We start from the raw sequence: 12,459 nt of genomic DNA on the forward strand, positions 1-12,459 counted from the left end.
ACTGACTTCTCAGAGCCCATGACTTCGTTCCATCCACCCCGCCTGCTGCGAAACGCCCACCTCCAATCCATTTTGGCCTCAACCCGACTGCGCAAACTGCGCATTGGCCCACGTGCCCGTTTGCTGCAACAGGCCAGCCGCGAAGTGCTGGTGGAATGCGCCGACGGAACCCGGCTGGTGGGCGAATACGCCGAGGCACAGGGCGAAAGCAAAGGGCTGGTGATCCTGATTCACGGCTGGGAAGGCAGTTCGCAATCAACTTATATGCTGTCGGCGGGTAGCGCACTGTATCAGGCCGGTTACAGCGTGTTCCGTCTGAATCAGCGCGACCATGGGCCGAGCCATCATCTGAATCGCGAACTGTTTAATTCCACGCGCCTCAGCGATGTATTGGGCGCGATTGAATGGATTCAGGCCGAGTTCCCCCATGAAACCAACTATCTGGCGGGATTCTCTCTGGGCGGCAACTTTTCCTTGAGGGTGGCGGCCAATATTGAAGACCGCAAGATTTCTCTGGATCAGGTCGTGGCGGTCTGCCCGGTGTTGAATCCGGTTAACACCATGGAGGCACTGGATAGCGGTTGGTGGGTGTATGAGAAATATTTCGTGCGCAAATGGAAACGCTCACTGAAAACCAAACTCAAGCACTTCCCCGAACTGGGCTACGAAAAAGACCTTCTGACGCTGCGCTCATTGCGTGAAATGAACCACTTTTTCGTGCCGCGTTTCACCCAGTTCAAAGACGCACCAACTTACCTGCTCGCCTACGCCATTATTGGCGACGCCTTAAGCAACCTACAGGCTCCCTGCCATATCATTGCCGCAGAAGATGATCCCATTTGCGGCGCCGAAGATTTACCGAATCTGGCAAAACATTCTAATCTTACGGTCGAGAGTACCGCCTTTGGCGGGCACTGTGGCTATGTCAGTAACTTCAAACTGGATAGCTGGGTTGACCAGCGTTTACTGGAGCTGTTTAACCCGACCTGAGCGGAGGCCACGATGGCAGACTGGCAATGGGTAACTCGAATACATAAGGCCGTTTTCAAGGCCACGGATGGCCGACTGGGCGGCAGCCTGATGGGCATACCCATGGTGATGATGCACACCATCGGCGCCAAAAGCGGAGAGACCCGTAGCATTCCGGTTGCCTGCTACCCCCACCCTGAAGGCTTGCTGGTACTCGCCTCCAACAACGGCGGTCCGAAAATGCCAGCCTGGTATTACAATATGCGGGCTCACCCAGAATTCGACATTCAGTTCAAGCGCGAGAAACGCCGCGTAAGAGCTGAACAGATTTCAGAGCAGGAGCGACTGCAGTACTGGGATGCCATGTCGGAAATCAACCCGCGGATCGTGCACTACTGGCACAATGCGCAGGCTGAACATAATCGCCAGATACCGGTGATTTTGCTGCGCACCCTCGAAGTCCTCAGCTGAACGGCTTAAACGCGGGATTGAATCGCCTCGTGAATCGCAAGATGCCTTTTGGCCTCTTCGAAGTGCAGCACTTCGACCAGCTTGCCATCCACCACCGCAACGGCTTTTTTCTCGGCTTTGGCTGCTTCCCAAGCCTCGATAATTCTGCGGGCGCGATCTACCGTTTCCGCTGAGGGAGCAAAGGCCCTGTTAGCCGGCTCGATCTGGCTTGGATGAATCAGAGTCTTGCCATCAAAGCCAAGCACCACGCCCTGCTCACAGGCCGCCGCATAGCCGGCTTCATCTTTGATATCAAGATAGACCCCATCGAGAATATCCAGTCCGTGAGCCCGCGCAGCCAGCATGCAGATTTGCAGTGACACCTGCATACCCAAGCGATCCGGTGTATGGGGCACCCGCAGCTCTTTGGCCAGATCCGACGTTCCCATCACGATCACTTCATTGCGCTTGTCCGCACCGCAGATTTCGTCGATATTGAGAACGCCACGCGGGGTTTCTGCCATCAGCCACAATTTCAGGTTCGAACCTTCCTGCTTCAGCAGCTGAACCACGGCATTCACTTCACCGGCTGACTCCACTTTCGGCAGACAGAGCGCTGCGATCGGAGCGTTGGCGAAGGCGACGATGTCATCACGACCCCACGGCGTATCAAAACCGTTGACCCGCACCACCAGCTCGCGATCACCGTAGCCGCCCTTGTTCACCGCCGCCAACACCTGTTCGCGGGCCGCCGCCTTTTGATCCGGTGCAACCGCATCCTCAAGATCGAGAACCAGACTGTCGGCATTAAGGCTGCGGGCTTTTTCCAGCGCGCGAGCATTGGAACCGGGCATATACAAAACGGAACGGCGTGGGCGAAGGGTCATGGTATATCCGTAGCAAAAGGAAAAGAGTCTAGCACAGCTCCGCTGCCGAATTTGGGCCCCGAAACCGGGAGAAAACCGGCGCAATAGCGCTGAGAAAAATAAAAAACCCCGCACTAGGCGGGGTTTTCGGATGCGAGAAGCAGGCCGGCTTACATCATGCCGCCCATGCCGCCCATACCACCCATGCCGCCCATATCAGGCATTGCAGGTGCAGGGTTGTCTTCCGGGGCATCCGCTACCATGCACTCGGTAGTGATCATCAGGCCAGCGATAGAGCCAGCAGCCTGCAGCGCAGTACGAGTTACTTTGGCGGGGTCGAGGATACCCATTTCCATCATGTCACCGTATTCGCCGGTACCAGCGTTGTAACCGAAGTTACCTTCACCGTTGCGCACTTTATCCAAGACAACAGAGGCTTCGTCACCGGCGTTATCAACGATCTGACGCATCGGGCCTTCCATTGCACGCAGCAGCGCAGCAATACCGGCGTTCTGGTCTTCGTTGTCACCGGTCAGGCCAGTGATCTTGGATACCGCACGTACCAGAGCAACACCGCCGCCAGGTACCACGCCTTCTTCAACAGCCGCACGAGTCGCGTGCAGGGCGTCTTCAACGCGGGCTTTCTTCTCTTTCATTTCTACTTCAGTGGCAGCGCCAACCTTGATAACCGCAACACCGCCAGCCAGTTTGGCTACGCGCTCTTGCAGTTTTTCACGGTCGTAGTCAGAAGAGGTGTTTTCGATTTGAACACGCACTTCACCCACGCGCGCTTCGATGGCTTTGGCATCGCCAGCGCCGTCAACGATAGTGGTGTTCTCTTTGTCCATGGCTACGCGCTTGGCAGTACCCAGGTGATCCAGCGTGGCGCTTTCCAGATCCATGCCGATCTCTTCAGAGATCACGGTACCGCCAGTCAGGATGGCGATGTCTTCCAGCATGGCCTTGCGGCGGTCGCCGAAGCCCGGTGCTTTACAGGCAGCCACTTTAACGATGCCGCGCATGTTGTTCACAACCAGAGTCGCCAGGGCTTCGCCTTCAACGTCTTCAGCAATGATCACCAGCGGACGGCTGGCTTTGGCAACCTGCTCCAGCAGGGGCAGCATTTCGCGGATGTTGGAGATTTTCTTGTCAACCAGCAGGATGAAGGGGTTATCCAGCTCGGCAGCCATGTTGTCGGTGTTGGTCACGAAGTAAGGAGACAGGTAACCGCGGTCGAACTGCATGCCTTCTACGACGTCCAGTTCGTTGTGCAGAGACTGGCCTTCTTCAACGGTGATTACACCTTCTTTACCAACCTTTTCCATCGCTTCGGCGATGATGCTGCCCACTTGCTCGTCGCTGTTGGCAGAGATGGTGCCAACCTGAGCGATCGCTTTGTTGTCGGAACAGGGGATCGACATTTTCTTGATTTCTTCAACCGCCGCCGCAACAGCTTTGTCGATACCGCGCTTTAGGTCCATCGGGTTCATGCCCGCAGCCACAGACTTGAGGCCTTCGTTCAGGATGGATTGAGCCAGAACGGTTGCAGTAGTAGTACCGTCACCCGCTTCGTCAGAGGCTTTGGAAGCAACTTCCTTAACCATCTGCGCGCCCATGTTTTCCAGCTTGTCTTTCAGCTCGATTTCTTTGGCAACAGACACACCGTCTTTAGTGACGGTGGGGGCACCGAAAGACTTGTCCAGTACCACGTTGCGGCCTTTGGGGCCCAGAGTCACTTTAACCGCGTCGGCCAGGGTGTTTACGCCTTTCAGCATTTTCTGGCGGGCGCTATCTCCGAATTTGACGTCTTTTGCAGCCATTTTCTTAGTCCTTTTACGTATTCGTTAATGCGATTTCGGGTGAACGTGAATTACTCGACGATGCCGAAAATTTCAGATTCGTTCAGGATGATCAGCTCTTCGCCGTCAACTTTAACGGTGCTGCCAGAGTACTGACCGAAGATCACCTGATCGCCCGCTTTTACGCCAACCGGGCGCAGTTCGCCGTTTTCCAGCAGCTTGCCTTCACCCACGGCGACAACCTCGCCTTGGTTCGGCTTCTCTTTTGCGGAGCCCGGCAGCACGATACCGCCAGCCGATGTCTGCTCTTCTTCCTTGCGACGAACGACAACGCGATCGTATAACGGACGAATTTTCATTTGCCAAATCTCCCTTTAAATCAAGGTCTTAGTGTTAAGATTAAAGTATGACCAGCCGGGCCTGCGTTTGGCCTGCGGCGCAGCCGGTTTAGCACTCTACCAGCGAGAGTGCTAATAATAGGCCGCAAGCACCCCCAGTCAAGAAGAAACGATGGAGCACCTGCGGATAGGGTAATGGGGTCGCTTTCGGGGCTTTCAAGGGTCCAAGGACAATTTTTTTATTCTTCGCGCTTATACTCGCCGTCGATGGTTACGTGACCATCGCGATCGACGCGGGTTTGCGGGGGATATTGCTCGGGCTTTGACTCACCCGCCTTAAAACCGCCGGCCTGAAATCCGCCCTGGGTATGCGCGTGCACCAGTCCGGATTTAAGCATCCGGTCAATGATCCGGCGCCGAATAGGCCCGATCAGACAGCAAAAGCCTACCGTGTCAGTAAAGAAACCGGGCGTCAGCAGCAGGGCGCCGCCCACCGCCAGAAAGAGCCCTTCGAGAATTTCGGTAGCCGGAACCTCGCCCGCGTTCAGCCGGGTCTGGGCACGGGTTAAGGTAGAAAAGCCCTGTTGGCGCAGCAGATTGACACCAATAAAAGCCGTCAGGGCCACCAGAGCGATCGTCGGCAAGGCACCGATGCGACTGCCAACCTCGATCAGTAGCCACATTTCCAGAATCGGAACACCGACAAAGAGCAGGAACAGAAAACGCATGAGTTAGCTCAGGGAATTGGGTCGGCCACCATGCCAAGGGCTCGCATCAATGGCAAGCCTCTTGCGAAAAATGGCCGAAGCACGAGTTATTACAGGAAGCTTGGTCACTAACGGTTTAGAGAGCGACCGGTTGTTCGATTACGGACAGTATCGGGTGATGAATGTCGGCCTTCAACCCCGACAGGGTTTTGCGATCCTTACCACGCATGGGCTGGGCCAATTCCTCGGCCCGCGCCATCAACTGATCGACCGTCGTGGCGGCATCCACGATTCCCGCTTGCGCTGCCTCGTCGCCACCAAAGCGCTTACCGGTCAGCAGGGCATCGCGCAATACCCGCCCCTGCAGCTTGCCCGTTACCAGCGCATTCATGCCCGCTTCCAGCGTCATGCCCAGATCGATTTCCGGCAGACACATAAAGCCTTTATCAGCGCACATGACGCTGTAGTCGCTGGCAATGGCAATCATAAAGCCCAAGCCAAAGGCGTGGCCGTTGATCACCGACACAACCGGAACCGGGAACTGCAGCAGACGCGCCACCATATGCATGCAATCTTTAACAAAACCAATGGCGGCTTCCGGCTCCGCACTGTCGAGAAACTCGAGATCCAGCCCCTGGGAAAAGTTCTTGTCGCGCCCGGTAATCAGTAGAAGAGTGACAGAGCTATCTTCAACAACCTTATCCAGGGCAGCATTAAACGCAGCAAGGCTATCCGGATTGAACTTGCCCTCCTCTGCCATAGTCAGTGTGGCGGTGCTGTTCTCGGTATCCAGTGTCAGAGCCATTATGCTTTCCTACAGTCTGTTGATTGCATCAAAACCGCGCTCACATTCTCCCCAATAACTGTCGCCAAACAGGTTGTAGTGATTGAGCGCGTGATAGAGGTTGTAGATATCCCGCTTGTTTTCATATTCCGACGACAAGGGGAAGTGGCGATTGTAGGCCTCTATGAATGCAGATGGAAAGCCACCGAAAAACTCCGTCATGGCGATATCCACTTCCCGATCCGCGAAGTAGACGGCGGGATCAATCAGCCACACGCGCTCGGCATCTAGCAGACAGTTTCCCCGCCAAAGATCGCCGTGAACCAAGCTCGGATGAGAACAGTGTTCATTCAGGTAGTCAGTCAGACACTGGCCCATATGCCCAAGGCTGATCTCACAATAGCGATGCTTTTCCTTGTCCTCGATCATGCTGACTTGAACCTGCAGCCGCTCACCCAAAAAGAACTCTCCCCAGCTGCAATGGCGCTGGTTGTATTGCGGGTTCAAGCCAATGTAGTTGCTCTCTTCAAAGCCGTAGTAGGGTTGCGGCATGCGGTGCATGGCTGCAAGACCTTCCGCTAACAACTTGGCCTTTTGATCACTCCACTGACCGACAGCGTCTATTTGCTGCATCTTCATTTGCGTGTCGTCTACCGCGTAAACCTCAGGCACTGACACCACATCTGCCGGCAGCAACTTGCGCAGCCACTTGAGCCCAATCGCCTCCGCTTCCAATGCGTCGGGGAAAGGGGTGTTATTGATTTTTGTAAAGACCATACATCCAGCTGTTGTCTCGATTTGATATCGCTCATGGTAGCAAAGGGCTGTCGAAATCCGGCGATGAAAGGCGTAGTCTTTAGCGATTTCCGACACGATGTCACAAAACTGGAGCGCACCATGATTCACGATTCCATCCTCGACACCATCGGCCACACCCCCGTCGTCAAACTGAACCGCATCGCCCCTGACCATGTGACGATGTACGTAAAGTGCGAATTTTTTAACCCGCTGTCGTCGGTCAAGGACCGACTCGCCATCGGTATTATCGAAGACGCGGAAAAGCGCGGCGTGCTCAAACCCGGCCAGACCGTGGTCGAGGCCACCTCCGGCAACACCGGCATCGCGCTGGCGATGGTCTGTGCGGCCAAGGGTTACCCCTTTGTGGCGACCATGGTGGAAACCTTTTCGGTAGAACGTCGCAAAATCATGAAAGCTCTTGGTGCCAAAGTCATTCTGACTCCGAAGGAAAAACGCGGTACCGGCATGGTCGAGCTGGCGAAAAAGCTGGCCGAAGACAACGGCTGGTTCTGGGCAAGCCAGTTCGAAAACGAAGCCAACCCCACCTATCACCGCAACACCACTGGCCCCGAGATCCTGCGGGATTTTGCCGGCAAGCGGCTGGATTACTGGGTGACCGGCTGGGGCACCGGCGGCACCATGACCGGCGCCGGCCAGATGCTCAAGCTGGCCCGGCCTGACCTGAAAATCATCGCTACCGAACCCGAGGGCGCGCAACTAATGGGCGGCAAGGACTGGGCGCCACACATGATTCAGGGCTGGACGCCGGACTTTCTACCCAAGGTCTTGGATAAATCGGTCGCTGACCAGATCCTGCCCGTTACCGACCAGGAAGCCCGCGACACCGCTCGACGCCTCTCTCAGGAAGAAGGCATCTTTTGCGGCATTTCTGCCGGTGGCACGGTCGCGGCCGCCATGAAAGTTGCCGAAAAAGCCGATAAAGGCAGCGTGATTCTAGCCATGCTGCCCGATACTGGTGAGCGCTATATGTCGACCTTCCTGTTCGAAGGCATCTCCGACGAGTCAGACGAGCAGTGGCTGGAGCAGAACACGGGCAAAAACAGCAGTGCCTACTGGTAAGCGCGACGGCAACCAAAAGAGCAATGGTGAAAGCGCGGCAGAAGCCATTTACCGCGTGGTTGCCAGCATTCCTCCCGGCCAGCTGGCCAGCTACGGTCAGGTGGCCGAGCTGGCCGGCTTACCTAGGCAGGCACGCAGGGTCGGCCGGGTGCTGAGCCAGCTTCCGGCGGATACTCGCCTGCCCTGGTTTCGGGTGGTCAATGCCGCCGGCAAAATCAGTTTCCCCGTCGGCAGCTCGGGCTATCAACGCCAGTTGAATCACCTGATCGATGAGGGTTCTGCCTTTGCCGACGGCCGCCTGCGCTGGCGCGATTGCCGCCTTTAAACTTTCCCCTCCTGGCCCCAACATTTTGCTTGACCAAATTCGAAGGCCGGCGTAAAAAGCGCGATCTTTTTTTGGCATGCAATTTTGTATGGCATGGATCTCCTTCGACGTTTTTCGCACTCTCGGCTTTCCGGACACAGTGACTCTCAAAGCGGAACAGCTGTTCCGCCACAAGCAGGACATTAGCGCCGCTGAATGGGTGCTATTCCCGCCCTATTGGCAGCTTAATTCGCTGCTATACGGTCTTAACGCCAAAACTTTTCCGAGTGAAGCCAGCTATCGGCTTGGTCACAACAAGGTGGAAATGACCCGCGCCTTCGAAGTGGTTGCACCGGCCAACACACCGCTCACCCTGATCGCCGCCAATACCGACGATGAGGCCGAACGCCTGTGGTCGACAATGACCCTGCCCTTTGTCGCTAAACAACCCAAGGCCTCAATGGGCGAAGGTGTGTGGCTGATTGAAAGTGCCGCTGACTGGCGCACTTATCGCGAGAAAACCGACACGCTGTATGTGCAGGAATACCTGCCGATTGATCGTGATATTCGCGTCGTCATCGTCGGCGACACGGTCCTCGCCGCCTACTGGCGCAAACAGGCGCCGCGAGGGTTTTACAACAACGTGGCCAAGGGCGGCGAAGTGGATTACAGCCCGGTTCCGGCGCAGGCGGTGGAACTGGCTCTGCATCTGGCGCGCTCACTGAACATCAATCACGCGGGCTTTGATATCGCGATGGTCGGCAACCATCCCTATGTACTGGAATTTAATCGCCTGTTCGGCAATCAGGGCATTCCCGGTGGCGATGCCCGTTTACGGGAGGCGATTCTGGATTTACTGCAGCGGGAGTCACGCCCTCAGCCGACCGCGCCAGCAAAGCCGCGTCGATTGCGCCGGGCTGCCTGACCTGAGATTTACGTTTTGTGCAGGCTACTGCAGTGACGCCAACGCCGCTTCTGCAATAGCGACATCTTGCTCGGTCAGCGCGCCACCGACTCCTATAGCGCCAATGATCTTGTCGCCGTGACGAATGGGCAAACCGCCGCCGAGCAGCGTCACATCTTTCATGGTCACCATCGATAACAGGTTGGCCTGATTGCTGCTCAGGGCTTCGGCCAGCTCTTCGGTGCTCAGCCCCATCAGGGCCGCCCGAGCTTTGGCAGGAACCGCTTCCACAGCAATGACCGGTGTGTGGTCCATGCGGTGAAAGGCCTTGAGAATACCGTCGGTATCGACCACGGCAATGGCCACCGCCACCTCCATGTCGCTGGCTTTGGCGAGCGCCGTTTCGATAAGCCTCAAGGCGGCGGCTGATGAAATGGATTCACTGGTAAAGGTCAAGGCAGCCATACGGCCCTCCTATTCAATGACGGCATCACTGAAGGTCGTTACATCTCCCAGCATAGGACGATGTGACGGCGGTTGCTTGCCGTCAATATCCACCACCCCGTATTCCTCAGCCAATTCCGCACCGACCCAGACTTTGCCTGTGCGCGCCATCAGCTGCGGATCATTGGCCAGGGCGTCGATCACGCGACCGGGGAACTCCGGACTCTCCGCCGTCGCTTCCATATCTCGGTATAGCTCAGGGTCGGCATCAAACACGGCCTGACTGCGCTCGGTTTTCAGCAAACCCATCCACAAGGAGACGACCGCGACATTGTAGGGTTTGAAATCCACCGCCATATCGTGGGCCATTTTGTCGACCGCCGCCTTGCCGGCACCATAGGCGGGGCCATGCATATAGCAGCGCCCACCAAAAGAAGAGGTATTCACCACCAGGCCGGCGCCAGCCTTCACCAGTAAGGGAGCGGCGTAATAACTGGATACGTAAGTCGAGCGCATTCCCACATCGAGAATCGCCTGCAAACTCAGCGGCTTCTCCCAGAACGGCCCGTGCTGCACCAGCTCTGGCGGCACATAGAGCGCATTGTTGACCAGAATATCGAGGCGCCCCTGCTCGCGTTCAATCTGCTCGAACAGGGTTTTTACCTGAGTGTCGTCGCTGTGATCACAGACCACCGCGATGCCCTTGCCACCGCGCGCTGTAACCGCCTCGGCCGTGGCAAATACCGTTCCCGGCAAGGGGGCGTCGCCCTCTTTCTGGCTGCGCCCAGTCACATAGACCGTCGCACCTGTCGCCCCCAACGCCAGTGCGATGCCTTTACCTGCGCCCCGGCTAGCGCCGGTCACCAGCACCACGCGATCTTTGTTCAAGCCCATTGCTTCTCACCTATGTTTTTGCGCTTGTACCAGTATTGCAGCTCAATGCCCGACGCGCCTCCTCCGTTTGTAGCAGCGGCCGCAAAATGCGGGCACAATGGATCGAAAAGCACAGCGAGAACGCGCGTGGAACTGGTTGAATCTCTGGTCGGATCACAATTACTTGCTCACGGACTGGTGGCACTGCTCAATATCATTTTGATCATTGCTGCCCGCCCGATCTCCGAGGTCTTTAACGACGGCCGCAATACGGATTTCCAGCAAGGCCTGCTCCGGGTGATGGCCTATATGCTGCTCATTCTCACCATTGCCGATCTGGCGCTGGTGTGGCTCCTGCCCGGCTACCATCAATTTTTTATTCGACTCGGCCTCTCGCTTGTACCGGTGTATGGCGCGATATTTATTTTTAATATCCTGTCGCACTTTATTCGCAAGCGTTTCGGGCTTGAGCGCAAAATCGACGACAAGCTGGTTTACCTGGACACCTACAACAGCCGCCTGATGGAACTGTTTGCCGTAGTGGTGCTGGTACTGGTGGTGATCTATGCCCTGATCAAAATCTGGGGCCTCGACAGCCTGCTGGAAACCACCGGCATCTTCGGCCTGATTTTCGCCTTCCTCGCGTTGACCAACCAGATCTGGGCGCCAGACATTTATTACGGCATGGTGATTCTGAATTCCGACATGATGTCGGATGGGGATACGGTGCGGCTCGAAGGCGATTCCAGTATTTACATCATCAACAAGGTCACTTTCATTTACACCATCTTGCTGGATATACAGAACAACCATCGTTCGCTGATTCGCAACAGCAAGCTGATCAACATGACCGTGGAGAATTTGACCAAGCGCGCCTCCATCGACGGCTTGCGGGAATCACTGAAATACAACATCGGCTACCCGGACATTCAATCCAGCGATAACGAGGAACGGATACAGGAACTGCAGAAATTCAAGCGCCGTATCGAAAACATGTTTACCGCAGTTGCGGAGGCGCTGAAAGATAGCGAGAACAACCGAATTAACGGTAACTGCGACTTTGAATGGGCGCTGACCGACGCCGGCGATTATGCCCTGACCTACACCCTCTGGTACTACCTGGAAGCGATTCCCAACACCAAAGTCACCCGAACCGTGCGCCAGCACTTGCTGGGCACTCGCTTTATGATCAACCAGAAAGTCTTCGAAGAATCCATTGCTCACGGCGTCGACCTGTCGACACCGATTCTGGTTCACCAGTCAGAAAAGCAGGGCCGGCGCCCCTTGCCAGTCTCTACGCCCGCCCAGCGAGCTCAACAGAAAAAGCCGGAAGGAAATAATGGCAATGGCGGAAACGGCGACGGCCCGCGCGAAACCAGCTGAGTCAGTCGTCGAGCACGCTCGCGTCGAGTCGAATTTCCCGGCGCGCCATCGCCTCCCACAAAAACGGGAAGCCATTGCCGTCAATCATGTCACCAAGGCCCTGCGCTACGTCTGAAGGCATGGGCTTACCGCCACCCAGCGCCTCGACTTCCCAGGCGGTGCGAGCCCGCCACTCCAGCGTCACCGCACGCAAGTGGGCTTGCGCAATATCCTTCGCCACAACCAACACCCCGTGATTGACGAGCAGCGCCCACTTGGCCTTGCCCAATAACTCGGCACAGCGAGCGCCCTCACTGGATTCGTTGACGGTTACGTTGTACTCATCCATCAGTTTCAGCTCGCCACTGACCTGAGCCGAGGTCTGATCATAAATTGGCGGCACGCGCCCGGCGTTGGCCCAAACGGTACCGTAGCGCGAATGGTTGTGAATGATCACTTTGACGTCAGAGCGGCGGGCATGAATTTCCGTGTGCAGGTTGATCGCCGGCGTCACATTCCAGCCGCCTTCTATAACCTTGCCACTTTCATCAAGCCGCAGAATATCGCCAGCCGTCAATTCATCCCAAGCCAATTCCCAAGGGTTCACCAGAATACTGCCGTCGTCCTGCAGGTAGCTGATATGGCCAGCAATATGGTCACTGTAGCCTTCCCGATAGAGCACACGACAAAGCAAGGCCAGCTCCGCCTGCGGCGATAGCGACGGCAACAACGGTCGTTTCTGAGGCACCGGGGCCAGTTGTTTCAGCAGTTCGTTCATTGC

Annotated in this window: 15 protein-coding genes; 6 read left to right on the top strand and 9 right to left on the bottom strand. The window is 56.4% G+C overall.

From position 1 onward, the window contains the following. Positions 1-18 precede the first annotated feature (18 nt). Both FHR99_RS05805 and FHR99_RS05810 read left to right on the top strand, forming a co-directional pair. Positions 19-990, top strand: a complete 972-nt coding sequence (locus FHR99_RS05805) for a YheT family hydrolase (protein ID WP_183409568.1) — start codon at positions 19-21, stop codon at positions 988-990. 12 nt (positions 991-1,002) lie between these two features. After that, entirely contained in the window at positions 1,003-1,440 is a 438-nt protein-coding gene (locus FHR99_RS05810) for a nitroreductase family deazaflavin-dependent oxidoreductase (protein WP_183409569.1), read from the top strand. Positions 1,441-1,445: 5 nt separating this feature from the next. Here FHR99_RS05810 and FHR99_RS05815 read toward each other — a convergent pair whose 3' ends face one another. The 6 genes from FHR99_RS05815 to FHR99_RS05840 all read right to left on the bottom strand — a co-directional run bounded on the left by FHR99_RS05815 (position 1,446) and on the right by FHR99_RS05840 (position 6,885). After that, the gene (locus tag FHR99_RS05815; protein WP_183409570.1) at positions 1,446-2,306 is read right to left on the bottom strand and encodes an HpcH/HpaI aldolase/citrate lyase family protein; all 861 of its coding nucleotides are present in this window, start codon (positions 2,304-2,306) and stop codon (positions 1,446-1,448) included. Positions 2,307-2,455: 149 nt separating this feature from the next. Next, positions 2,456-4,105: a chaperonin GroEL gene (groL, locus tag FHR99_RS05820; RefSeq protein ID WP_183409571.1), complete on the bottom strand. Its 1,650-nt coding sequence runs from the start codon at positions 4,103-4,105 to the stop codon at positions 2,456-2,458. A gap of 50 nt (positions 4,106-4,155) precedes the next feature. Then, entirely contained in the window at positions 4,156-4,443 is a 288-nt protein-coding gene (locus FHR99_RS05825; protein ID WP_183409572.1) for a co-chaperone GroES, read from the bottom strand. A 218-nt stretch (positions 4,444-4,661) separates the two neighbouring features. Further along, the gene (locus tag FHR99_RS05830) at positions 4,662-5,150 is read right to left on the bottom strand and encodes an FxsA family protein (RefSeq protein WP_183409573.1); all 489 of its coding nucleotides are present in this window, start codon (positions 5,148-5,150) and stop codon (positions 4,662-4,664) included. A gap of 115 nt (positions 5,151-5,265) precedes the next feature. Then, positions 5,266-5,934, bottom strand: coding sequence for an enoyl-CoA hydratase/isomerase family protein (locus tag FHR99_RS05835; RefSeq protein ID WP_246386463.1), 669 nt, complete (start codon positions 5,932-5,934; stop codon positions 5,266-5,268). 9 nt (positions 5,935-5,943) lie between these two features. Continuing rightward, the gene (locus FHR99_RS05840) at positions 5,944-6,885 is read right to left on the bottom strand and encodes a fructosamine kinase family protein (protein ID WP_183409574.1); all 942 of its coding nucleotides are present in this window, start codon (positions 6,883-6,885) and stop codon (positions 5,944-5,946) included. On the opposite strand from FHR99_RS05840, the gene cysK reads away from it, so the two are divergent. The 3 genes from cysK to FHR99_RS05855 all read left to right on the top strand — a co-directional run bounded on the left by cysK (position 6,811) and on the right by FHR99_RS05855 (position 9,020). After that, positions 6,811-7,791, top strand: a complete 981-nt coding sequence (gene cysK / locus FHR99_RS05845; protein WP_183409575.1) for a cysteine synthase A — start codon at positions 6,811-6,813, stop codon at positions 7,789-7,791. The genes FHR99_RS05840 and cysK overlap by 75 nt on opposite strands. Then, entirely contained in the window at positions 7,778-8,116 is a 339-nt protein-coding gene (locus FHR99_RS16315) for an MGMT family protein (protein ID WP_183409576.1), read from the top strand. Before cysK ends, FHR99_RS16315 begins: the two co-directional genes overlap by 14 nt. Before the next feature lie 88 nt (positions 8,117-8,204). Further along, on the top strand, positions 8,205-9,020 hold the full coding sequence (locus FHR99_RS05855) for an ATP-grasp domain-containing protein (protein ID WP_183409577.1): 816 nt from the start codon (positions 8,205-8,207) through the stop codon (positions 9,018-9,020). 24 nt (positions 9,021-9,044) lie between these two features. Here FHR99_RS05855 and FHR99_RS05860 read toward each other — a convergent pair whose 3' ends face one another. Both FHR99_RS05860 and FHR99_RS05865 read right to left on the bottom strand, forming a co-directional pair. After that, complete coding sequence (locus FHR99_RS05860; protein WP_183409578.1) at positions 9,045-9,464, bottom strand: GlcG/HbpS family heme-binding protein; 420 nt, start codon at positions 9,462-9,464, stop codon at positions 9,045-9,047. 9 nt (positions 9,465-9,473) lie between these two features. Next, positions 9,474-10,337, bottom strand: a complete 864-nt coding sequence (locus FHR99_RS05865; RefSeq protein WP_183409579.1) for an SDR family NAD(P)-dependent oxidoreductase — start codon at positions 10,335-10,337, stop codon at positions 9,474-9,476. A gap of 126 nt (positions 10,338-10,463) precedes the next feature. On the opposite strand from FHR99_RS05865, the gene FHR99_RS05870 reads away from it, so the two are divergent. Continuing rightward, positions 10,464-11,699 carry a mechanosensitive ion channel family protein gene (locus FHR99_RS05870; protein ID WP_183409580.1) on the top strand — a complete coding sequence of 412 codons (1,236 nt, stop codon included), beginning with the start codon at positions 10,464-10,466 and terminating at the stop codon, positions 11,697-11,699. 1 nt (position 11,700) lies between these two features. Here FHR99_RS05870 and FHR99_RS05875 read toward each other — a convergent pair whose 3' ends face one another. Beyond that, on the bottom strand, positions 11,701-12,456 hold the full coding sequence (locus FHR99_RS05875; RefSeq protein WP_183409581.1) for a class II aldolase/adducin family protein: 756 nt from the start codon (positions 12,454-12,456) through the stop codon (positions 11,701-11,703). Between the last annotated feature and the right edge of the window lie 3 nt (positions 12,457-12,459).

The organism is Litorivivens lipolytica, from assembly GCF_014191715.1.
In the GTDB taxonomy this organism is placed as follows: Bacteria; Pseudomonadota; Gammaproteobacteria; order Pseudomonadales; family Spongiibacteraceae; genus Litorivivens; species Litorivivens lipolytica.

Coding starts and splice junctions, on each gene's coding strand:
- FHR99_RS05815 (WP_183409570.1), bottom strand. CDS start 2,306: ATGACCCTTCGCCCACGCCGTTCCGTTTTGTATATGCCCGGTTCCAAT.
- FHR99_RS05865 (WP_183409579.1), bottom strand. CDS start 10,337: ATGGGCTTGAACAAAGATCGCGTGGTGCTGGTGACCGGCGCTAGCCGG.
- FHR99_RS05825 (WP_183409572.1), bottom strand. CDS start 4,443: ATGAAAATTCGTCCGTTATACGATCGCGTTGTCGTTCGTCGCAAGGAA.
- FHR99_RS05840 (WP_183409574.1), bottom strand. CDS start 6,885: ATGGTCAGGGGCGATGCGGTTCAGTTTGACGACGGGGGTGTGGCCGAT.
- FHR99_RS05860 (WP_183409578.1), bottom strand. CDS start 9,464: ATGGCTGCCTTGACCTTTACCAGTGAATCCATTTCATCAGCCGCCGCC.
- FHR99_RS05875 (WP_183409581.1), bottom strand. CDS start 12,456: ATGAACGAACTGCTGAAACAACTGGCCCCGGTGCCTCAGAAACGACCG.
- groL (WP_183409571.1), bottom strand. CDS start 4,105: ATGGCTGCAAAAGACGTCAAATTCGGAGATAGCGCCCGCCAGAAAATG.
- FHR99_RS05830 (WP_183409573.1), bottom strand. CDS start 5,150: ATGCGTTTTCTGTTCCTGCTCTTTGTCGGTGTTCCGATTCTGGAAATG.
- FHR99_RS05835 (WP_246386463.1), bottom strand. CDS start 5,934: ATGGCTCTGACACTGGATACCGAGAACAGCACCGCCACACTGACTATG.
- FHR99_RS05855 (WP_183409577.1), top strand. CDS start 8,205: ATGGCATGGATCTCCTTCGACGTTTTTCGCACTCTCGGCTTTCCGGAC.
- FHR99_RS05805 (WP_183409568.1), top strand. CDS start 19: ATGACTTCGTTCCATCCACCCCGCCTGCTGCGAAACGCCCACCTCCAA.
- cysK (WP_183409575.1), top strand. CDS start 6,811: ATGATTCACGATTCCATCCTCGACACCATCGGCCACACCCCCGTCGTC.
- FHR99_RS05810 (WP_183409569.1), top strand. CDS start 1,003: ATGGCAGACTGGCAATGGGTAACTCGAATACATAAGGCCGTTTTCAAG.